This is a genomic window from Bifidobacterium bombi DSM 19703, from assembly GCF_000737845.1.
GTDB classification, from domain to species: domain Bacteria; phylum Actinomycetota; class Actinomycetes; order Actinomycetales; family Bifidobacteriaceae; genus Bifidobacterium; species Bifidobacterium bombi.
Genome location: NZ_ATLK01000001.1, coordinates 1,410,447 through 1,432,829 on the forward strand (window position 1 = coordinate 1,410,447; position 22,383 = coordinate 1,432,829).

The window sequence follows — 22,383 nt, forward strand, 5'->3', positions numbered from 1 at the left end:
CAGGCAGCCTATCCTGCGTTTCAGAGACTCAACGGCTGTCACGTCACCGCCAAGTCACCGCTTGGCATGTCCTGCGGCCAAATGAGAGCCTGAAGCTTCATGCCTCCTGCGAGAAATCATCAGCACCCCGCCGGCACCGAACAAAATCACGACGGCTGTCACCAACGCGGCGATTGCCGTACCGGTGGAAGCCATGTTCGGGCGCGCATTGAACTGGTCGATGATCTCCACAGTGGTGATGTCATCGTCGGGTATGACGGCATTGCCGTCTTGTGGATTGTAGGAGACCAAATCAGCCATACTGGTATCTGTCTGGGTCACATGACAGCCGGTACCTACAATGAACTCACCAATGGTCGTCTGGTAATCATGAGCCGCATCCAAGATGACCTCACCCTTGCCGGGAAGCTCCTCGTCGGAGGGGCTGTTCTTCTGATGAGCGCAATCAAGCCGCACTCTGAATGGGCCCGCGCCCCGAGCGGCAATCGCCGAACGGTCACCCGTGCGCTTGAGCACGACACGAAGCGTGCCGATGTCATACCTGTCCTGGGCGAGAACCTCGGCATGGCTCAAGCCATCCTTACCGGATTGCCCGCCAGGAAGCTCATTCAGCCTATTGATAGTGACCGTTCCGTTCGTCGGCGTAAGCCTATGCTCCGTGGCGCCGGAATCGTCCAGCTGATTGACGACGCACTGCGTGCCGGCCGGGAATATGCCAAAGCTTTCCGTCTCACCGTTCCGCAGGCTGAACAGGCCATCCTTCCCCGCGAGCAGATGCTGACCTCGATAATCGCACACCGCGGAGAACCGCATCTTGGCCTTCCCGTAACGGGGAGCACCGTCCCCGGTCACTTCGCGCCTGATTTGCAACGTGCCGGCATCATAGTGATTCGTCACCAACGTGGAGACCACATCAGTGTCGCTATCGTTGAGTGTGATGGAGGCGGTGCCGTCGGAGTGTCCCGTTACATTCGTGCCGGTGAACACGGTGCTGTCGGCCGCCGATGTGCCCGTCTCCTTCAGCAGGCAGGTCGAACCGGCGGGAATTGTGTCCGCAGGGGCGCTCCATACGCCCCCATCAGTCAGCGTGAACGACGTGTCGTTCCTCCCTGCAAACCTCACCGCCTGTCCATCCTTCGTAGCGCATGAGAGCGTGAAGTCAAATGGACCGAACTGACCCTTATCGGCCTTCGTGTCCACCTTCTTGCGAACCTTCATACCGGCATACCTGTAGGTATTGGTAATCAAGACCTTCTGCGTATGATCCACATCATTGGAAGGCTTGCCGTTTGAATCAACACCGTCGGCATGGGAGAGCGCCACGACATTAGTGGCGACATTGTCGACGCTCACCGAACGCTCGGTTTCACCGAATTGTCCAAGCGGGCCATGTTCGTTGACGGTGCAGGAAGTCGCCTGCTGACCGGCACTCAGTGGAATCCCACTGAGACGGCCGGCCACGTAATTGCCATCGTCGCCTTTGGATATCGTGACGGACCCCGTTTCCTTGGTGCCGAAGAGTACGTTCTGCCCTTGTGCGTTTCGACAATCAACATCAGCAACGACGTGCGCGGGCGCATAACCTTTCGCCAGGCCATTCACCTCCTTGGCTATCTCCAACGAACCCGTAGAGATATGCACTCCGACCGGTACCGGCGCCAGAGGAGTGGAACTACCAGACATATTGGTGTAGTACAGACCAAATTGGCCCTTAGCCTCTTGCGGTCCGGCCTTGGCATCCATCGAGGCGTTACCCTCAGCCGATCCAGCCACGTTCTTGGAAGAATACGTAACGTCTACCCCATCCCCAGGGCTGAGTTCCCCTCCCGTCCGACTGAAATCGACGGTCACGCGAATCCCCGTGACCTTCGACCAATCAGCGACGCTCGCGCTCGGCATCCAGCTGACCGAAGGATCGGTGGAACACGCATCAGGAACCTGTGAGACACCATTCAACAGGGACGGCCAAGTGCCCACGCACGGCGAAGCGCTCGTGGTCGCCTCTATCGTCGCGGCTCCTGCCGGAACACCCAACACCTTGGGTGCTCCGGTGAGTTCCGGACGATAGGTGGAACCTCGGTTTTCACCGCTTGCGACCATCATCTTATCGCCCTTCTGCGGCAACTCCTCAAAGAACTGAGCACGTTGAAGCGGGACGGTTCCTGCATTGACCATATGCAATACCCAGTCATCGATGCCACCTATCGCCGTATTTGCCTCGCAAGGACTGCGGTAATACTTCTTACCATCCTTGCCGGTGAACGTGACGTCGCATTTCGCACTTGGATCCGTAAAGCTCACCGCTCCGTCCAAGGCCCCTCTGACGCCCTTCAACGCGTAGATGTTCTCTCCATATGAAGGCAAGACGTTCGCCGAGGTCTTGGCGCCTCGTTCCGCACCACTGAGCGCTACCGGGGAGCTAGGCGACGGCATGCCGTCGACAGAAATCGCATACAGGCCAACAGGCTGTTTATCGGTATGCACCTTCACCGGGAGGGTAATCTGTTGCCCGGAACGGGCCCCAGGCTGCAACTCCAACCAGATGCGGATTCGCAGTTGCTCTCCGGGATTCATGCGGCTCTTGCCCGCCGGCCACGTAAGCTTGATCTTCCCGGCAGTCGAAGTATCCAGCGAAGGCACTGTGGTAACGCCGCCCGTATGGCTAGAATCCGGCTCGAAGGTCATCGCTGGATCCCCGACCGTAGCACCGAAACCTGTGTACACCAGCTGATCGGGCAGATCAAGCGTAATGTCATCCAAGCTAATATATGCGGTGCTGCTTGCGCGGTTTGAAACATAAATATCCCAAGGCACCATCTGCCCGATGGTGGCGGTGGAGGCGCCGTTATTGGCGAATTCAGACAGCCCCAGATCCGCACTACCCTGTGAGCGCTTCACACTTGCGACTGCGGTATCACTTGCGCTACTCGACAGTTCGGAGGTTTTCGACTCAACCTGCACCGACAGCAACACCGTATCCGTCGCATCGGTCGGCTTGAAACTCACGGCTTGCGAGGTTCCCCTCACCGTACTCCGTTGTTTTGCACCATACGTTACGCCAGCGCGCCAATCATTACGAGTCGAGGAGAACAGCTGTGCATTGCCGTTGGCATCAGGGTTGTCGAACGTGAATCGAAGACCCTGGACATCAGAGAATCTTGAATTCGCCACAGGCATGGCATAGCCGGAATTCGAAGCAGTGTTCAACAGCTGCCAATCACCGTCCTGCCATTGCATCGCTCCATTGACGCCGAACGGGCCGTACGCGGAAACCTTTACTCGTGAGGCACCCGAAGGGAAATCAATGGTCTTCAGTCCAGTGAAGTCATGGTTCTTCCAGAACCCACTAGTCTTTTGTGCGACTTCGCCCGTGTCGTTTGCAAGTCCCTGGTCCTCGGGCCAATCAGTCATGGTGACCTTGGTGGGCGACAGCGTCGAACAGGCGTCACCCACATTTTGCCCGGAACAGCTGTCGGCGCGACCTTGCAAGGAAACCGTCAACGGACTGTCCGGCTTCGTTTCGTTCACCACGGAGGGATCGATGTTGGAAGCGGCCTTGGTCTTGACTGAGCCTGAAATATAGGTACGATTCATAGCGACAGAGGAACTGGGCCAACGACCTCCACCAGTAATCGGATCAAGTACCTGTGCAAAAACTCTGTTCTTGCCTGAAGTCTGCGACCCATCCGACTTGGGAACGAACTTGCTGCCATCGGCTCTGAGCGTACTGCGCACCCTAGTGGACAAATCCACATGCAAATTGTTCCCGCTGGTGATCGTCCCACCATCTTGCTCCGGATCGGTACCTTGGAACGTGACGGACACTCCAACCACATCACTGAGCTGTTCTTCAGTCATGGCATTCGCATCTTGCGCCGTGGTCTTCGTGAACGAATACCTGTGCGCCCCATCCACTCCGGGAGTGTAGCGCAACAACCAAACCACGGACTGTTCAAGCGACACCTCACTCGGAATATCCGCTGAAATGGAAATTCGCGTCAAATCCTGTTTATTGAATATGTTGGGAATTTCGAAACTGTCTAGCTTGCCGTTCTTGATGTCATCGACTGTATTGCGATCAAACGGATTCTTCACGGCAGCCGCGTGGGCCTGATCGAAATCCGTCGGCGGCAATGCACACGCCGGAATATTGGTATCCGAACACATCGCCGGCTCGATGACCCTTATGTAGGACGCACGACTGGGAGAAGAGCTCTTGGCTTGAAGCCGGTAATTCAGATTCGGATAATCACCCTGACTGACCGCGCCATACGGAGGCACGACCACGGGGGGCTTGTTAGCGGTGTTCGAATCCGATGGTGGGTCGGTGGAGCTTGAAGAATCGCCGGTGGCATCCACGTTCGGAGTACCGTCCTGAATGTTGAAATCGGCCTGGCCTGCACCTTGGTATTCTTGCAAATCACCTTGTCCCGGACTATGAACGGTAAGTGACTTAGAGTACACCTCAAGGGTCTGTTTCACAACTCGGGTAGCCGCCTGCGAACCTGAACGGGCAAATGGGGAAGGAGACGAGAAGCCGACAAGCGCTCCCTTAGGCTTGGGAAGCCCGGCGGATTGCGTCCCCAAAGTGCCTTCCGACGCATCCGCCAAGCCTCGAGGAGCGGTCTGCAACGCATTCGCGCCCAACGCCTGACCCGAAGCATCCGTGGAATGGCCAGTGACGAAGCAATCATGACGTGTGCAATCACGCTCCTTGACTCGAATATTCCAGTTGAGCACAAACTCACGAACCGCAGCGGATGGCGTCACACCCGATCCCGGGGCAGGGACGTAAGGGTTGGTGGAATCCCTACTACGAGCAGCATCGTTGGGTACAACCATGAAACGGACACCTGTGATATCCTCACGCTTCACAGTCGAATTGGGGAAGGTTTCTGGAATGACATATCCTTTGAACGACCCATCCTGATCCTGCCAACTGCCATTGGGTTTTGGCAATTCAATCCAGTTGTCCCGTGTCGTTTGCACCTCGATCTTGGAGATGGTGTCGTACTTGAGGTACCAGCCATTGTCATAAGGCGTGGATGAAGTATTGATGCCGGAGATGGACATCAGGTTGAAGTTCGGACCCCACGTACCAGCGAACGTATCATCGTTCGAGACATATTCGAATGTGTCATCACGATCCGTGACCCTGGCATAGCTCATGTCCGGATCCACACCCCACATGAGGTGAGATGAGACCTCCATATCCGATTGCGCATAGATGGACTCAACAGGCACATCATGCTGGTGTACTTGATGTTCGCCCAGCCATCCATCTTCAAAAAGCCATGTTTAACGTCATCTTTCGTCGGGTATTTGATTACGTCGATATGACGACCGGAACTATCCGCGTCAAGCTTCGAGACGGAGACGACCTTGCCGTCATCGGTGACGCCTTCCGCGTTGAGCACAGTGGAGTTTCCGATTTGATACGGCGTCGGAATCTGGCCCTTGTCGTCAATCTTGTCAGTCTCATCGGTATTGGATCCCGGCGCGTTGGTGCCGTCCCGACGTGTGCTGCGTTCAGTGAACGCAACGAACTGATCAAGCGCCTTCATGGCATCAAAGGGACTGTTGTTGCCCGAATCGAATACGAACCTTATGCCTGTGACATCGCTTGGGACCGCACCGCAGGCATCATGCAATTTCCTTCGCAGGTCTTCGGCCGACAACCTGTACAGCGATGAGTTGCCTTTCGCGGGAACGTGGTCAAGCACGACCCAGCGACCATTGACCTGCACCTGTACGTCCAGACTGGTGTTTTGCGGCAAAGGCGTGGGCTGAATCGACTTGATGTCGAAGGCGTTCCAGAAGTTTCTGGACTTGTCGCCAGCTTCGTCGTTGTTGACCACGTTGCCATTGACGTCAAGCTTCTTGGGCTGCCACGAATCCTCGACGGTGACCTTGTTCGGCTTCAGCGCATATGTCTTTGAGGATATACCGGCCTTAAGCTGCGCAATGACGCTCGCACCCGGCGACACACTCTGAGTGGGACTCACCTTTTTGACCACGTTTAATTCGATCACGGGCTTGACGAGCGTAACGCCTGACGATAATTCCTTGCTCGCCTCCAAGCCATTATGCGTAACGACTTTGGTCACGACAGTGCTCACCGAGTTCTTCGCCGTGCCTCCGTTGGGGAACGTCATGTCGCTGCTGGTCTTCACCGTGAAGTTGACGGTGGTGTGCGCACCATGCTCAATGGGATCGATCGTGCCGGCACCTCCGTCGAATTCGACATCAAACCCTGAAATGTCGCCAGTCGGATTTGCCGGCACACTGGAATCGCCGAAGGTCCTGACCTGATCGGCCGTCCCATCCAGCATATGATAGGTCACCTTCCCGCTGTGGGCGCCTTGCGGGAGGATGATGGGGGAGAAACCACCGAACTTGATATCTTTATCAAAAAAGCCTTGTTTGCTGGAAACGATGAGCTTGTGCACATTGGTGCCCATATTGCTCACCGAAATGACATCAGTGAAACGGTTCCCGGCAGGGTAGCTGGGATTCGTGTCCGTTCCATTGAAGAGCTGGGTGCTGTCGACGGAGATGCTCGGAGGGGATAGCGTGAAGCTGGCGTTGGCGGACGAAACGTCACCCGTTTTATTTCCCTTGGATGCCTGAACGCTCACTGTGTTGTTGATCGTCACCGAAGTCTTCGACTGCGTCAGTGGGGTGTGTGCATCGTCATTGCGATCATCACCCCTTTGCTTGAGATTGATGACGAACTGTGGAATGGACACGTCCTTCGCCATATCACCTTTGAACGTAAATCGAAGCCCGGCCACCTGACTTGCCCTTACGCCGTCAGGCAACATAAAGTCTGCAGAATCCCTGCCTTGTTTCCAATTCCAGGAACCCGCAGTGTATACATAGGCATCCACCCGCACCGTATCTGCACCGGAGGGCAGACGGTTCATTGAGTCAAATCCTTCGAAATTGAAAAAGCGGAAGGGATTGCTCTCATCAAGTTTGCTCGTTCCGTTCGGAGTCTTCGAACCTTGAGGCTCGGAGACGACCAAGGACGTGATTCTGCCGTTCGCGCCACCTCGGACAGACAAGATCAGAGCAACGTTGCCATCGGAACCATAGGTACCATTTTGCGGATTGAAACTCGCGTTGATATTGGCGGACAAAGATTCGAGCACATGCACAATGATGGAGGAAGCGGACGAGGCGGTCGCCGAGTTGGGACCCGAGAGATTGGCCAAATTCTCAATCGTCTGGTTGTTACGCGGATCATCAGGAGTGAAATCATCAGGAACCTTCAGCGTGACGCTGACGGAGCTCTGCCCCACGGCGAGACCAGTGCCGCCATCGAAGCTCTGCCTTGGAGTGACGGTCAGCTTCGTGGCGTTCCCAACCTTCTGCGGCCGGGCGTCGAGTGGTGTTCCTCCTTCACTCCAAACGACTGTGGAGTTCAGGCTGCTATCGACTGAGACGTCTGTAATCCCGAAGTCCTTGAACTGCGCAGGGAATTGGTCTTCAAGCTTGACACCAGGACAATTACGCTCAGAACAGCTCAAATTGAACCGCAATGTGAATGAATCGCCTGCCTTGAGCGCCGCGGGGTCCGAACCTTGCACCCCACCGACGGACTGTGAGAGGCCGAGGAATTGATACTTGCCCGGTTGGATGGCGGTGGCGGCAGGCACTCCACCTATGAGCAAAGTTGAGAGAGCGGCCACCAGCGCCACCAGCCACTTCAGCCAAGAGCGTATCGGCGTACGACGATTCCCCCGCTTATTCGCCATGGCAGGCATATTGCCGGTTGACCGGTGTCTCCCATTCTGCCTAAACATCATCGTGAGCCCTCTTTCAGAAGCGACTGTCTGACTTCAACCTACGTCAGACGTTTTATATAGCATAAATATTGTAAATCACTATCATAATAACCTATTTAATATCCAGTTTAGTCATTTTTCAAAATACCGTATTCTTTTTCTGCCAGCATGAACATAATTTCTGCACGCGATATTAACAGAAGAATACATAGATATCCCATGCACGCTGCCATGTGACGGACAACGAAGGTCGTTATATAATCTAAGAACGTTTGACACCAAAAACCAGTTTTTTACTATATTCAAATATCGACGCGCCAACACATTCCACTATTTCGAAGCACGAATGAAGGACACGACGCCGAGTACGCAATCACATCCTAGGCTCCCAAGGACAGCAAAGAACACAACACTTTTCTCCCCGACATCATCTCGTCCTACGGGCCTCAAGAGCTACGCTGGTGTATGGGTCTGCCGCCAGATCTACCAATGCACCACGGCCGATAACGACATCGTGCCACAGATGACCAGTGAAAGGTTAGTATCATGGCGCTCTGCATCTTCGGGCGTTTCCCATACAGTTGTCCTATCATGAAATAAGCGGGTTTACCGTCGAATCCGTACAACACGCAGCGGCCGGTAATGACGGGGTCGCGACACAATGATGAGAGGTTCACTATGCGTAAAGTTTTATGTTCACCTGGTAGCTATATCCAGCAGGAAGGCGCCATGGGACAGTTGGCGAAAGAATACTCGGCCATCGGGTCAGTCGGCGCGTATGTGCTTGTCGACCCCACAATTGACGAGCTCTACCACGACGAAATCGTATCCAGTTTCGAGCAGGACCATGTATCTTACCAACTAGTCAAGTTCGGCGGAGAATGCTCCATGGAGGAGGTTGAGCGCAATCGCAAGAACCTTGGCCAAGCCGACGCCGTGATCGGCATCGGCGGAGGCAAGACCCTCGATACAGCCAAAGCAGTGGCACATTTCGCCCATCTCCCGGTCATCATCGTACCGACCGCCGCGTCGTCCGACGCCCCCTGCTCACGACTCGCAGTGCTTTATACGCCCGAAGGAGTGTTCGACAAGTACCTGCCTCTGCCCGCCAACCCGAACGTCGTCATCATGGATACCGACATCATCGCCAAGGCACCGGTGCGGTTCCTGGTCTCCGGTTTGGGCGACGCCTTCGCCACCTATTATGAGGCCGCCGCCTGCGTTCAGTCCAACGCCACCACGATGACCGGCGGACACGCCACCAACGCGGCCTTCGCATTGGCAAAGCTGTGCCACGACACATTGCTTGAAGATGGCGTGAAGGCTGTGGCCGCAGCCAAGGCGGGTGTGCGCACCGCAGCCTTGGAAAACATCATCGAGACAAACACCTTACTTTCGGGCTTGGGCTTCGAGTCAAGCGGCTTGGCGGCCGCCCACTCCATCCACGATGGCATGACCGCACTGGAAGGCACGCACAAGATGCTGCACGGCGAGAAGGTGGCATACGGCACCTTAGCTCAATTGGTGCTGGAAGATAGGCCACTCGAAGAAGTCAAAGAGGTCTACAGCTTCTTCCGTCAAGTCGGACTACCCACCTCCCTGGCCGAAATCGGCATCGCCGATGCCACAGACGAAGACCTCCTCAAGGTGGGCGAACACGCCTGCGGTTCGGATGAGACCATGGGCAACATGCCTTTTGAAGTCACTCCTGTCGATGTTGCCCATGCGCTGCGCGCGGCGGACGCACTCGGCAAGGCACTGTAACCCGAACCCGGCGTTCCGATTGAATAATTTATTCGGCTCCCTGGATGTGGACTGCATTTGCCAGGGAGCCGGATGGCACACACCCAGTTGGGTCTCGCACACTCCCGCCATCTTACGTCCTAGCGGGGTAGCAACAGTCGAATAGTGTGCACAGCCGTCTCGCACACTCGGCAACCATCACACAAGCAACGCCTCAGAACGCCAGAGAATACCCGTTTCACAAGTCAGTCCGCCTCATACGGGCCTGTAAGAAATTCCGTTCTTCTTTTTCTCTATACAATTCCTCACAGGCCCGCAATCAACCGCTTCTAATAATCCGCGCCTCCCAATCCTCATTCGTTTCATCCATCCAACTCTCCTCAATTTCGTTTTGCCTTTCCCTGCTTCCCTCCGTTCGCTTCGCCTTTCCCGACTTCCCCTCTCCTTTCTCGTTTTTCTCACCGGTGAAAGCATAAATCCCAAATCAACGTACTACAGATAAAACGAACCTCAAACACCATGCGGCCTACAGCGAATGGAGAACACCTATGGGCAACGCAATCGATCGCCATCAAGGACACGAGCGAGACCACCGGCGGCAGTACTTGCGCTCTTCTCTACTATAAAAACCAAATCCACCCTACTTACGTCAACATCAGCCAGAACGCACAAGGCAACGTCTCCTCGATATCCGAACAAATTTTCGCAAATAAGGACTATACGCAAATCACCCTGCCCGAATACAACATCCTCAACCAGACCAACGCCATCGAATCCCCCTATGAAACCCTCAACCATGTAGCCATTCGATTCAGACTAAGGTTCGTCGGCAAACCCAATCCGCGAGCCAGGCTCAACAACTGCACAACGTCATAACAGGCAAGTAGTCCCTTCGCAAGACATCCTTGCGAAAGACGCATTCTCCCACAGACTTTCCCAAAGGCACCTTGTCCTGAAAGCCGTAGCACAGACATGCCTCCACGGCACGTCGCCCCAAGCACAGTTATCACAACGGCATACCGGGCTTCATTGCGATGGCAGTACAGTGACAACAAACAGCGACAGATTCACAACATAAGCTTCAGCGTTGTGCCAACGCTGACACCGACGCCGCCCTTTACCTCCCTGTAATCAATGTTTTAACTGACCGTAATCTGCCGTAACCGCATCGACTCATGGCAAGTGTTTGATGTGCGTAACAAGGCGGCAATTGCCGCATGAACACGAGAATGGGGGAAACTATGAACAGTGGAAACGCGGCATGGATGCTAGTGGCGGCATCGCTAGTGTTCCTGATGACACCTGCCGTGGCGTTCTTTTACGGAGGGATGGTCCGGAGGAAAGCGGTGCTCAACATGCTCATACTCTCAGCCGGAGCGCTGGCCGTAAGCTCCGTCGTCTGGGCGATGTGGGGCTGGTCGATCGCCTACGCGGGGCACGACGTCGGCGGGTTAGGCCTGTTCGGAGACCCGGCGAGCGGCCTCCTCCTAGGCGATACCATGAAGTTGGGCAAGGACGGCGCATACACCTCCACCGGTCTCAACGCCATCGGGCACTACCCGGTGGACATAGACGTGGCCTTCCAAATGGCTTTCGCCATGATCGCGGTGGCGCTTATCAGCGGTGCGCTGGCGGAACGCATCAAATACAGCACCTGGCTTGTGTTCGTCGCCCTGTGGATCACGCTTGACTACGCGCCAATGGCGCACATGGTATGGAACGGCGGCCTGCTTTCGTCCACCGGAACGATTTCCAAGGCATTGGGAGCCGCCGCCCACGACTTCGCCGGCGGTACCGTCATCCATATCAACGCCGCCACGGCGGCCCTCATCATCGTCCTGATCATCGGCAAACGCAAGGGATTCGGTGTTGAGGTCACGAGGCCTCATAACATGCCCTTCGTCATGCTCGGTGCATTCCTGCTGTGGTTCGGGTGGTTCGGGTTCAACGCGGGATCTGCCTTCGCCGCCAACGGCACGGCTGGTTATGCGTGGGTGTCCACTTCACTGGCGGCCGGGGCGGCCATGCTCGCATGGGGCTTCACGGAACGCATCCGAAACGGCCATTACACGGCGCTGGGCGCGGCGTCCGGCATGGTGGCCGGCCTTGTGGGCATCACGCCTGCCGCGGATGTGGTCTCCCCGCTTGGGTCCATCGCCATAGGTGCCATTGCGGGCGTACTCACATGCCTGGCCTGCGGCCTCAAATTCCGGTTCGGATATGACGATTCACTTGACGTCGTTGGAGTACATGGCGTCGGTGGGGTCACGGGAACCGTACTCATCGGTGTGTTCGGCGCCGAAACCGGTCTACTTGCCGGCGGTTCGTGGAAACAGTTGGCCGTGCAGGTCTCAGTCGCAATCGTGGCCATCCTTTATTCAGCAATCGTGACCGGAATCATCGCATTCGCCCTGCAGCACACGCTGGGCTGGAGAGTCTCCTCGGACGAGGAAATGCTCGGCGTCGATCTGAGTGACCAGGGTGAGAGCGCCTACGATGTGCTCGCCCCAGCCATGTCCCTGGTCAACATCGGGCAGTGATTACGTGGTTCCGGCGAAGCAGAAGACACAGGCACGAGCACAGCCAAGACAACACGGTCCGAGCCGACGCATATCGCGATCTTCCACAGACGACAAGTCGATTCGCGAGCCACGCCGCGACCCCGATCAATCATCGTCCATTCAATGGCCCGACCCAACCACCGTTTATTCAATCAAACAATCAGACATCACGCCCGGTCAAACTGCGGATGCCCAACGCAACACGAAATACCGGACATGAAGGTGACCAAGCAAATGCACAGTCATGGAGAAGAACATGAAACTCATAACCGCAATCATCCGCCCTCAACAATTCAGCGATGTGAAGGAAGCCCTGGAACGCGAAGGCGTCCGAGGACTCACCGTAAGCGATGTGGCGGGATATGGCTGCCAGCACGGGCACGCGGAGGTGTACCGCGGCGTGAGGCAGACCTCGCAGCTTGTGCAGAAGATCCGCCTTGACCTGGTGGTGAGAAACACCGAGGCGGATGCCATGGTGGACGCCATCGTCCAGGCTGCACACACCGGCAACGTGGGAGACGGCAAAGTGTGGGTGCTGCCGATCGACTCCGTGACCCGCGTACGTACTGGCGAATCCGACGCCGCCGCCTTATGACGCCAATCTCAACCGTCACGCCGAACATCAACGCAAACCACTTGCTCACTCAGAGGCTTTAGCAGGAAACCCCAGACCATGTGCAAAAAACATCACGAATCTGAACGTAAACAAGTGATTCCATAGACAGCTGGCATATCCTCAAGCGACACACCACGCCAAGGCGAGCCTGCGTCTGCCATTGCCTCTGCTACTAGAAGAGAGATAGAGCCGTCTGCGAGAAAAGCCTGTGAAAAGCTGAAGATGCTGCCAGGGAATGGAGCGCACTCGCGCGTTTTTGTAGTTGTGTTTGTAGTTGTCGGAGAAACGAAAGACCCGCGACCCTTGATCTCCCAAGGCTCCCGGGTCCGTCTGTGGAGCTAGGGAGACTCGAACTCCCGACCCTCTGCTTGCAAAGCAGATGCGCTACCAGCTGCGCCATAGCCCCTTGGTGCACTGTCCCAAGGCGATTTCATCAATGTCATAAAGGTATCTTGGAACTTGCGTGGGCCCAGGAGGACTTGAACCTCCGACCTCATCCTTATCAGGGATGCGCTCTAACCAGCTGAGCTATGGGCCCGCACGCACTAAAACGTACAGATAGAAATAGTAACAGCTCAGGCAGACGAGTCAACTCCGCAGGAGGTTGCGTGTCGCGGAAGCACGATCCGTTCCTCATGCAAGTCAATCACCTGAGTCACAATACTTCCATGTCTTATCATCGTCGCAGCAGCACCCGCCACCATGCGGTCCGCATCATCGATGAATCCACAATGCAAGTGGACGGCATGCCGGTCCATGTGACGCGAAAAACCACGCACAATATGTACCTTCGCATCAAACCGCCGCTTGGAACGGTGGAGATCAGCGCCCCTGTACAGATGAAGGATGAAGACATCACACGGTTGGTGAGGGCACGCATGCCTTGGATCACAAAACAGCAGGCGCGTTTATGGCACTCCATGCAGGAAATGCAAGCCGGATTCACGGCAGCAAACGGGGCAGGAGCTGCGGCAACGTATGCACCACGGGCCAACACACCAGAAACCATAAGGAACACCCCAGCCGAAGCAGGCCGCGATGACAGCCTCGTCGCACCGACCGACTCCAACACCGCCACGACGATGGACCTTGCAGCAGGCCAATCGGCTTGGAACGACGACATGAAGAGCGAGGCCGAACGCCGCATCAGAGCCAGATTGCCGGAGCTACTCCGTCATTGGACGACCATCATAGGACGCGGCCCAACGCACGTCACGCTTCGACTTATGACCTCACGCTGGGGTTCCTGTACACCAGCCACCGGAAGGATTCGTCTCAATCTGCAACTGGGACTGATGAAACCGGAGCTTCTTGAATACGTCCTGGTGCACGAGATGACACACCTCTGGGAAAACGGTCACGGGGCGCGATTCCAACGACGGATGGACGCCTTTCTGCCAAATTGGCGCACACTACGGCACACCCTCAACCAACAGGTTGCATGGAAATGAACGAATCCAGCAAGTCAAGTCAACCATGGTGGACTCTGGATACCGGTTCTCTCATCGCTAAATTCCCCCCTGCCCAAATCACGCCCCCTAGCCTTCGTTTTAACGAATCCAATGGCACTCATGCTGTGCCGGCTACAAGCGGGCCATATCACCAACACAACCAACACAACCAAATCCACGCGCTTGACTGTGCATGACGCAAACCGCAATCAAGGCCTACACCGATCGGTGCAGGAATGAAATCCGATGCAACCTAGGCCGCATAAAACCAAAGTGGATTCCCTCCGATCTAATCGACAGGAATCCACTTAACTGAGTGACGCCACACCCCTCTAAACGCTTTCCGGCTATGTAATCAGCTCACGGGAGGGGCATCGGTTTTATTGGAGGCCGGAGGGTTTGTAATCGCAGGAGCCTTCGTGGTGATAGTGACAACCGATCCTTTATCGACCATATTGCCACTGCCAGGATTCACGCCGGTCACAAGCGCATTGGAGTCATCGGGTCCCTGAACATGAACCTGAAACCCAGCCGCAGTAAGCAGACTCTGCGCATCACGCAGGGTCATACTCCCAGTGGTGTCAATGTCTGGAATGCCAACTTTCTCTTTGCCTTTCGACACAAAGATGGTGACCCCCGACTGCTGAGTCACGCTCGCCCCCGCCGCCGGGTCGGTACGCGAAACCGTACCTGCCGGAGCATCGGAGAATTCCTGTTCTATCGTGACGACGAACTTCTGCGCCTGAAGCGTCTGCTGGGCGGCGTCCTTCTGCTGCCCCACCACATTAGGCACCTTGGTCATACCCGAGGAAATGTACAGCATCAACGTTGAACCCTTAGGCGCGGAAGTGCCGGCCGTCGGGTCGGTACGCGTCACCATGTCCCTCGGCACATCCACGCTATCTTCGGTCTGTGTGCTCGGGGTGACCTTAAAGCCGGCCTTCTCCAGCCTGGCCCTGGCATCGTTCTGCGAAGTTCCCTTGACGTCCGGTATAAGCACTGACTGCGGGCCAGCCGAGAACCAGACCTTCACAGTAGTACCCTTCAACGCCTTCTTTCCGCCCTTCGGCGACTGCTTGGTGAAAGTGCCCTTTGCGAGGGTTGAGTCCGTATCCTCCTCCACCTGGATCTTCAGTCCCGCGTTTTCGAGTTGCTTGCGCGCTCTGCCTTCCGTGGTGCTTTCACTGAACGTCGGCACGGTGACATACACGTCCTTGCTCTGCCTGTTGCGATTCAGCGCAAATAATCCTCCGACCGCAAGCAAAACCAACACCACCGCGGCGGCCACAGAAGCGATGATGATCTTCTTTTTCTTCGCCTTGGCTTTGGCTGCCTGTTCGGCGCGGGTCTTTACTGCAGTGGCGGGACCGCCGAACGTACCGGTCGCCGGATCATACTCAAGCGGATTGAACGCCTCCGTGGCGGTCGTCTCCAAAGGATTCATGGCCTCCGTAGCTGCGGTCTCTTCCGCCTGCTTGCGAGCCTGCATGTTGGAAAGATCAGAAAGCGGGTTGAACGCGGCGGCGACAGGAACACCGCCATTCATGAAGGTGAGGATGTCGTTACGGAACTCAGCGGCCGTAGCATAACGGTTCTGCCGATCCTTCGCCATGGCCTTGCCGCAAATCTGATCCCACATACGAGGTAAGCCCGGAACCATGGAACTCGGTGGGGTAGCGACCTCCGAAACATGCTGATAGGCGATGGCCACGGCGGAATCACCGGTGAACGGTGCTTTCCCCGTAAGCATCTCATAGAGCACGCAGCCCGCCGAATAGAGGTCGGACCGCATGTCCACGGTCTCTCCGCGCGCCTGCTCAGGCGACAAATACTGTGCGGTGCCGACGACACCCTGCGATTGGGTCATCGTCGCCACCGAGTCATCCAACGCGCGCGCGATACCGAAATCCATAACTTTGACAATGCCTTGCTCGGAAATCATGATGTTCCCGGGCTTGATGTCGCGGTGGATGATGCCCATGCGATGGGAATAGTCCAACGCCGTCAACACGCCCAACATCACTTGTTCGGCATCACGCTGGCTAAGTGGACCGTTGGCTTTGATGATGTCACGCAGGGTCTGGCCCTTGACGTATTCCATGACGAGATAAGGCACGCGTTCGCTCACCCCGTTCTCGCTCTCCACCGTCTCTTCACCGGAATCATAGATGTTGACGATGTTGGCGTTGTTCATCTGAGCCACAGAATGGGCTTCACGACTGAAACGACGCAAGAAGATTTCATCATTGGCAAGGTCAGAACGCATGATCTTGATTGCGACGACCCGACCAAGCCTGGTATCCTGGGCGATGCGCACTTCGGCCATGCCACCTTTGCCGATAAGACCACCGAGCTGGTAACGGCCGTTCGCGAGGGATGAAGGCATGTTCACGCTCATAGTTGCTCCTTCTGTGTCTTTCCGTCAAGTTCTGGTTGCTCAGGTCGGGTCTGAACATGGGTCGAAGTTGTTGAGAAACGTCCTACGCCGCCCGGCATACTTGCCACTCGCCGTGGAATGCGCCCACCCTTGAGCTGAATGATGGTGTCCTCCGCTTCGGTGCGTTGATCGAGCAGCCTACGTTCGATCCGCGCCAAGGTGCTTGAGACCACGAGGGCGTCCTTGGGACGGTCGCGAGGATCCTTCTCCAGCATGCACATCACGAATTGTCGAAGTTGCAAGTCTATGAAATCAGGCATCGGCGGCACGGCGTCGTTCACATGTGCAGCCGCGATGTCCACGGGCGTGGCGCCGGTGAACGGCCTATGGCCGCACAGACCCTCATATGCCACGACACCCAGGGAATAGATGTCGGATTGAGGCGTGGCCTGCTCCCCTTGAGCCTGCTCTGGCGAAATATACTGGGCTGTGCCCACCACCATGCCATCCTGGGTTATCTGCGCCTGGTTGGTGGAGTACGAAACCCCGAAATCGGTGATCTTCACTTCACCGTCCGGCGAAACCATGATGTTGCCCGGCTTGACGTCGCGGTGAATCACACCATGCGAATGCGCCACATACAGACCTCGTGCCGCCTGTATGAGAATCGGCAGCAGCTCGAGCGGATCCATCGCCCCCTTGCGGTTGCGGTAGATATCAGCCAGGGAATCATTGGGAACATACTCCATGACGATGAAGCCGATGCCATCATGCTCATAGTACTCGAACAGCGCGGCGATGTTGGGATGGGCCAGATCCGCCGAATTGTAAGCTTCACGTCTCAGCCTGCGGAGCCTCGCGCCGGTGTCCTTCATATCGGTTCGCAACGCCTTGACGGCTACATCACGCCTGAGCTGCAGGTCATAGCCCTTCCATACCTCTCCCATGCCACCCCGCGCAAGCCTGGTGTCGAGACGGTAGCGATTGTGAATCAACTGGCCTTCCACAAGTCTCATTTCTCTAGCGCCTCCTGCATCATCGACCTCATAATAGGACCTGCGGCGAAACTACCCAAGACATCGGTATTGTGCACCAAAACGGCCACGGCGATTTGCGGATCGTCCGCTGGTGCAAATCCTATCACCCAGCCATCAATGCTGGAATTACCAACACCTATCTGAGCCGTTCCCGTTTTGGCCGCGACTTGGATACCCGGTAAGGCGAGATTCGCATTCTCTTTCGTCACCACCGATTTCATCATACCGGTCAATTTCCCGGAAGCATCAGATGACATGACGTTCGCTTTCACGGACGGATGCGTCCGTGAGATGGTCGAAAGATCGCTGGCGCGCACCCGGTCGACCAGCGTCGGCTTCATCATCTTGCCCTCATTGGCAATCGCCTGCGCCACCATGGCGTTCTGGAGCACGGTGGACTGCACATCGCCCTGGCCTATGGCCGAGAGGGCCAACTTGTCCGGAGCCGGACTGCTTGGGAACTTTGAAGCCACTGCGGTCATGGGCATGCCACTCGAATCGGTTCCATCGATGGTGATTGGTGAACCGTATCCAAACTTTTTAGCCTGGGTGGCGACGGCATCACCGCCCAATGCCCCGGCCAGCTGGGCAAAAGCCGTGTTGGACGAGTAGGCCAGGGCGTCTTCAAACGAAATATGCCCATCCACTCCCGCCGCGGCCGGGGTGGAATTGGTGAGCTGCGTGGAAGTGCCCGGCAAAGTGTAACTGGCGCCGGCGGGTATCTGGGTGTCGGGCTGATACTTGCCGGAGGCGAGTGCCGCAGTCGCCACGACGGTCTTGAAGGTGGACCCCGGCGGGTAAAGCTGCGAGGTGGTTCGATTCACCATGGGACTGGAGTCCCCGGAAGTAAGCTGCGTATAGTTCCTGTTCACTTCAGTGCTGTTGTGACTCGCCAAAAGATTGGGGTCATAGCTTGGTGAGCTGACCATGGCCAGAATTCTGCCGGTCTTGACTTCGATTGCCACCGCGCCGCCGTCCTTGCCGCTCGCGGTCAGACCATCATAAGCCGTTTTCTGCAGTACCGGGTCAATGGAGGTCTCAATTGACGCGCCGTTGTTTTTGCTGCCTTCGACCGTGGCCCTGAGTCTTTTCCAGAACATGGCATTGGACTCATCCGTAAGCGGCTTGTTGCGCGAGGCCTCGATACCACGATCGGCGGCCTGGTTTATGGAGAAATAACCCGTGACCGGCGCATACAAAGGACCGTCCGCATATTCACGCTGATAGGCGAAAGTGTCGTTCACTGGATTGGACTTCGCCATCACGGTGCCATCGGAGGCCAGAATGGACCCACGGGGGGAGCTCACGGAAAGTTCATAAGCCCGCACATTGCGCGGATCGGAAGTGTATTTGTCCGCTGAAATCACCGATATCCATGAGCTGGAGAAGGCAATGATGACGAAAAGCGCCAATACGACGGTGAACAGTTGCCTGAGGTATTTGTTCACGACTCATCACCCCCTTGCTCCTGTGATGACCACGGGCTCCGCAAGGACCCCGAATCAAGTATCTGCGTGCTCATGGCATCCTGCGTGGCTTCATCCTTCTTCTGCGTTTCTTGGCTCACGGCGTCTTCGTCCACGGAACCCCCCACAGGCGATACCAACGATGTGGCATCCTCACGCTCCTGAGACAAGTGGGGTAGGTGCTCTCCAAGATGCACCCGCTTCTGCGTCTCCTCGCGCCCCTTGGCGGCCGCACGGTTGTTCATAGCAAGCAACGCCTCGTATTGCATGGTGCTGGAAAGCCCCTCTCCCTGATCGGGCTTATTCGCCTCGTTCGAGATGACGATGAGCAGCGCCGCCAGCAGATAGTTGGCCAACAACGACGATCCGCCCGCCGCCATGTACGGCATGGTGAGCCCCGTCATGGGCAACACCCTCGTAAGTCCGCCCACAACCGTGAAAATCTGAAAAGCCATAGTGAAAGCCAGTCCAGCGGACAGAAGCTTGCCGAAACCATCCTTGATCTTCATGGCCGTGATGAAGCCTGTCGCGATGATGGCGAGATACAGCATGAGAATCGCCAAGGTACCCGCCAAGCCCAGCTCTTCTCCAAGGGAGGCGTAGATGAAGTCGGAGTTGGCGAGGGGGGTCTTATATGGCCGTCCCTGTCCAACTCCCGTGCCAGTTACGCCGCCAGCGGCCATGCCGAAGATACCGGTGACGAGCTGATAGGAGCTTCCGTACTCCCGCCCATACACCTTGGGGTCGAACGCGTGCAACCATCCGTCCACGCGGTAGCCGACATGGGCGAAGGCCTTCGCCGCGAACAAAGCGGCGGCTACGAACGCGACACCGCCGATGACAAGCCAGTTCTTACGTCCGGTGGCGACGTACAGCATGGAAACGAACAGCGCGAAGAACATCAACGAAGTACCAAGATCGTGCTGCACCACCAACACCAGAATCGCAGCCACCCACACCAACGCTATTGGCCCAAGGTCCTTGATGCGGGGCAGTTGCATGCCCAATATCTTCCTGCCGCCTACGGCCAATTGGTCACGATGGTCGAACAGATATGCGGCGAAGAAAAAGGCGAGGAACAGTTTGGCGAACTCCCCGGGCTGCAGGGTGTACCTGCCGACGCCGATCCAGATACGCGCGCCTCCTATGGTCCTTCCCAACTTGGGAATCATGGGGGAGAACAGCAGCACAAGACCGATTGCCATATTGAGGTAGGAGAAACGGCGTAGCACACGATAATCACGCAGCCATACCACGAAAACGCAGGTGAGAGTCAAGGCAAGACACAACCATATGAGCTGCTGATAACCTACGTTCGTCTGCGGTTTGGCGACATAATCGAGACGGGCTATCATCATCGTCCCTATGGATGTGAGCATCACGACGCAGGGGAGTATCGTCTGATTCGCGTAAGGCTGGAAAACGAGCAGCAGCACCCACAGGACGACGAACAATGCCGCAGCCACAACCAATATGACGACGTATCGGGCAGGAACATAGCCGTACGTACGCTCGAACATCTGAAAATAAATCATGGCGCTTAACGCGAACGAGAGCAGGAGAAGTGAAATCTGACGCAATCTGGTGACGATCATGACTTCGTCCCCCTGCCCGAATCCGTGTCCGATGCGTTGCGTTTTGTCGTCGATTCCTTTTCCTTGTCCTTTTTCTGCTTCGCCAAATCCCGTCTGATCACGCCGATTCTGTCACGTGCCTCATCCAGCGAATCTTCGCTGACGCCTTCGGTGATCTTATCGTTCATGTTCTGAGAGAGTTCCGAAACGGGGATATCCGTCGTTTCGACGGTGCGCGAAAGACTCATTCCGAAAAGATTCGTGTTGACACCTTGGTAGATGGCGACCATTCCATCGGATTCGCCTATATAATACTGGCTGAAAGTCCACTGATAGGCACCAGATACCCCGACTATGGCAAGCACCACAAGCAAGGCCACTATGGTAATCTTCGCGAGACGCTGGCGCATTTTCCGTCTGTTTTTCCCACGGGTCACGCTCCGCTTTTCCCGCTCGATGAACGCCGCCACTTCGGGGTCATGCGGATCGGCCGAATATTGGCCATTACGTTTTTTGACCACGGGTATTTCACTGGTGTCCAGGTCACCCTTGTCTTCGTCCTTCATGGCCGCTGGTATCGCGACGGAAGGCTCGTCTTGAGGTTCGCTCACCGCTTCGACGACAGGCTGATCGGCCTCCGCATCGGTCTGTCCGGCCCCATCATCGGCGGTCGGATGCGGCGACACCCTTCCCAGCGCGGGGGCGGTGATGACCTGTTTGCCGACATTCTGCGCAATAACATCGAGACCTGAAGTCGCGGCCCCTCCCACGACGGGAATCTGATGGTCAAGTTTCAACGCCGCTGTGGCATCCGCGATGACCGCGGTAACGTTATCGGTACTGCCGGCCTTCAAAGCCATACCCACGAGACGACGTGCGCACTCCTGCTGATTGGGTATGGAAACCAGCACGTCCTCGATGGCAGTGTCGTCCAACACCCCACACAAGCCGTCGGAGCAGAGCAACCAACGGTCACCGGGGTACGCCTTGAAAATGGAGATATCCGGTTCGGGATCGATGTCGAAATCACCAAGGACCCGCATGACGACGTTGCGCTGCGGGTGAGAGCGCGCTTCGCCCTCGCTGATTCGTCCGGAATCCACCAGATGCTGCACATAGCTATGGTCATGCGTCATTCTGCGCAACCTGCCCTCACGCAGCATATACGCACGGGAATCGCCTATGTGGGCGCAAACCCAGTGATCGTCAACGAGCACCACGGCCGAAAGGGTGGTACCCATTCCGGCCAGACTACGGTTGTATTTAGCCGTGGCCACTATGGAATCATGAGCGTTCTTGACCGACTTTTCAAGCGTGGACGCCACTGACGCGATATCCAGACTTTCCTGCGACTGCTCCGCGCCGCCCACCGACCTCTCACGCACACGAGAACGCCCCGCGACTCCACCGTCACGCCCGGCACGCGGAGTGTCGCCAACCTGGCTGGAACCACTTCGAGCGTCTTCAGCCTTGCCCACGTCAACACCGTCAATCGCACCTTCGTCTTTGACGGGTACGTCAGGAAGCAGCCCGGAGCCCACCGACTTCTCCAAATGTGCCAAGGACTTGATTGCTATGGTCGAAGCCGTGTCCCCTCCGGCGTGTCCACCCATGCCGTCGCACACGGCCGCGAGCCGTTCCCCGGCGAAAGATGAATCCTGGTTATTGCTGCGCACCGTGCCCACATCGGAAATGGTGGTGGAGTACAGGAACAAACGCCCCAATGACGGTTGCATTTGGCTTTCCCCCCGACCATGCGCGTGATCGA

The 22,383-nt window shown here is 56.5% G+C and carries 12 protein-coding genes and 2 tRNA genes; 5 read left to right on the top strand and 9 right to left on the bottom strand.

Annotated features, from left to right (window positions below):
* Positions 1-54 precede the first annotated feature (54 nt).
* Together BBOMB_RS05460 and BBOMB_RS05465 are read right to left on the bottom strand one after the other, a co-directional pair.
* Positions 55-5,211: a DUF5979 domain-containing protein gene (locus BBOMB_RS05460; protein ID WP_156097137.1), complete on the bottom strand. Its 5,157-nt coding sequence runs from the start codon at positions 5,209-5,211 to the stop codon at positions 55-57.
* Positions 5,166-7,760 (bottom strand): hypothetical protein, encoded by a 2,595-nt coding sequence (locus BBOMB_RS05465; protein ID WP_156097138.1) that lies wholly within the window; start codon positions 7,758-7,760, stop codon positions 5,166-5,168. Before BBOMB_RS05465 ends, BBOMB_RS05460 begins: the two co-directional genes overlap by 46 nt.
* A 708-nt stretch (positions 7,761-8,468) precedes the next feature.
* On the opposite strand from BBOMB_RS05465, the gene BBOMB_RS05470 reads away from it, so the two are divergent.
* The 4 genes from BBOMB_RS05470 to BBOMB_RS05485 all read left to right on the top strand — a co-directional run bounded on the left by BBOMB_RS05470 (position 8,469) and on the right by BBOMB_RS05485 (position 12,689).
* Positions 8,469-9,554, top strand: a complete 1,086-nt coding sequence (locus tag BBOMB_RS05470; protein ID WP_044087458.1) for a glycerol dehydrogenase — start codon at positions 8,469-8,471, stop codon at positions 9,552-9,554.
* 498 nt (positions 9,555-10,052) lie between these two features.
* On the top strand, positions 10,053-10,409 hold the full coding sequence (locus tag BBOMB_RS05475) for a hypothetical protein (RefSeq protein WP_044087459.1): 357 nt from the start codon (positions 10,053-10,055) through the stop codon (positions 10,407-10,409).
* Positions 10,410-10,774: 365 nt separating this feature from the next.
* On the top strand, positions 10,775-12,073 hold the full coding sequence (locus tag BBOMB_RS05480; protein ID WP_414133054.1) for an ammonium transporter: 1,299 nt from the start codon (positions 10,775-10,777) through the stop codon (positions 12,071-12,073).
* A 277-nt stretch (positions 12,074-12,350) separates the two neighbouring features.
* On the top strand, positions 12,351-12,689 hold the full coding sequence (locus BBOMB_RS05485) for a P-II family nitrogen regulator (protein ID WP_044087508.1): 339 nt from the start codon (positions 12,351-12,353) through the stop codon (positions 12,687-12,689).
* Positions 12,690-13,043: 354 nt separating this feature from the next.
* On the opposite strand, the gene BBOMB_RS05490 is transcribed toward BBOMB_RS05485, so the two are convergent.
* Together BBOMB_RS05490 and BBOMB_RS05495 are read right to left on the bottom strand one after the other, a co-directional pair.
* A tRNA-Ala gene (locus BBOMB_RS05490) sits at positions 13,044-13,116 on the bottom strand.
* Between the two features lie 58 nt (positions 13,117-13,174).
* A tRNA-Ile gene (locus BBOMB_RS05495) sits at positions 13,175-13,248 on the bottom strand.
* A 70-nt stretch (positions 13,249-13,318) separates the two neighbouring features.
* On the opposite strand from BBOMB_RS05495, the gene BBOMB_RS05500 reads away from it, so the two are divergent.
* Positions 13,319-14,161 carry a YgjP family zinc-dependent metalloprotease gene (locus BBOMB_RS05500; RefSeq protein ID WP_052377510.1) on the top strand — a complete coding sequence of 281 codons (843 nt, stop codon included), beginning with the start codon at positions 13,319-13,321 and terminating at the stop codon, positions 14,159-14,161.
* Positions 14,162-14,516: 355 nt separating this feature from the next.
* Here the strand turns inward: BBOMB_RS05500 and pknB are convergent, their stop codons facing one another.
* From pknB to BBOMB_RS08205, 5 genes are read right to left on the bottom strand one after another with little or no spacing between them, the layout of a single operon-like run.
* Entirely contained in the window at positions 14,517-16,559 is a 2,043-nt protein-coding gene (gene pknB, locus BBOMB_RS05505) for a Stk1 family PASTA domain-containing Ser/Thr kinase (RefSeq protein WP_044087461.1), read from the bottom strand.
* Positions 16,556-17,554, bottom strand: a complete 999-nt coding sequence (locus BBOMB_RS05510) for a serine/threonine-protein kinase (protein ID WP_081867317.1) — start codon at positions 17,552-17,554, stop codon at positions 16,556-16,558. The genes pknB and BBOMB_RS05510 overlap by 4 nt, the downstream gene beginning before the upstream one ends.
* Positions 17,551-19,023 carry a peptidoglycan D,D-transpeptidase FtsI family protein gene (locus BBOMB_RS05515; RefSeq protein WP_044087462.1) on the bottom strand — a complete coding sequence of 491 codons (1,473 nt, stop codon included), beginning with the start codon at positions 19,021-19,023 and terminating at the stop codon, positions 17,551-17,553. Before BBOMB_RS05515 ends, BBOMB_RS05510 begins: the two co-directional genes overlap by 4 nt.
* Complete coding sequence (locus BBOMB_RS05520) at positions 19,020-20,636, bottom strand: FtsW/RodA/SpoVE family cell cycle protein (protein ID WP_081867318.1); 1,617 nt, start codon at positions 20,634-20,636, stop codon at positions 19,020-19,022. Before BBOMB_RS05520 ends, BBOMB_RS05515 begins: the two co-directional genes overlap by 4 nt.
* Positions 20,633-22,351, bottom strand: coding sequence for a PP2C family protein-serine/threonine phosphatase (locus tag BBOMB_RS08205; protein ID WP_044087464.1), 1,719 nt, complete (start codon positions 22,349-22,351; stop codon positions 20,633-20,635). Before BBOMB_RS08205 ends, BBOMB_RS05520 begins: the two co-directional genes overlap by 4 nt.
* Between the last annotated feature and the right edge of the window lie 32 nt (positions 22,352-22,383).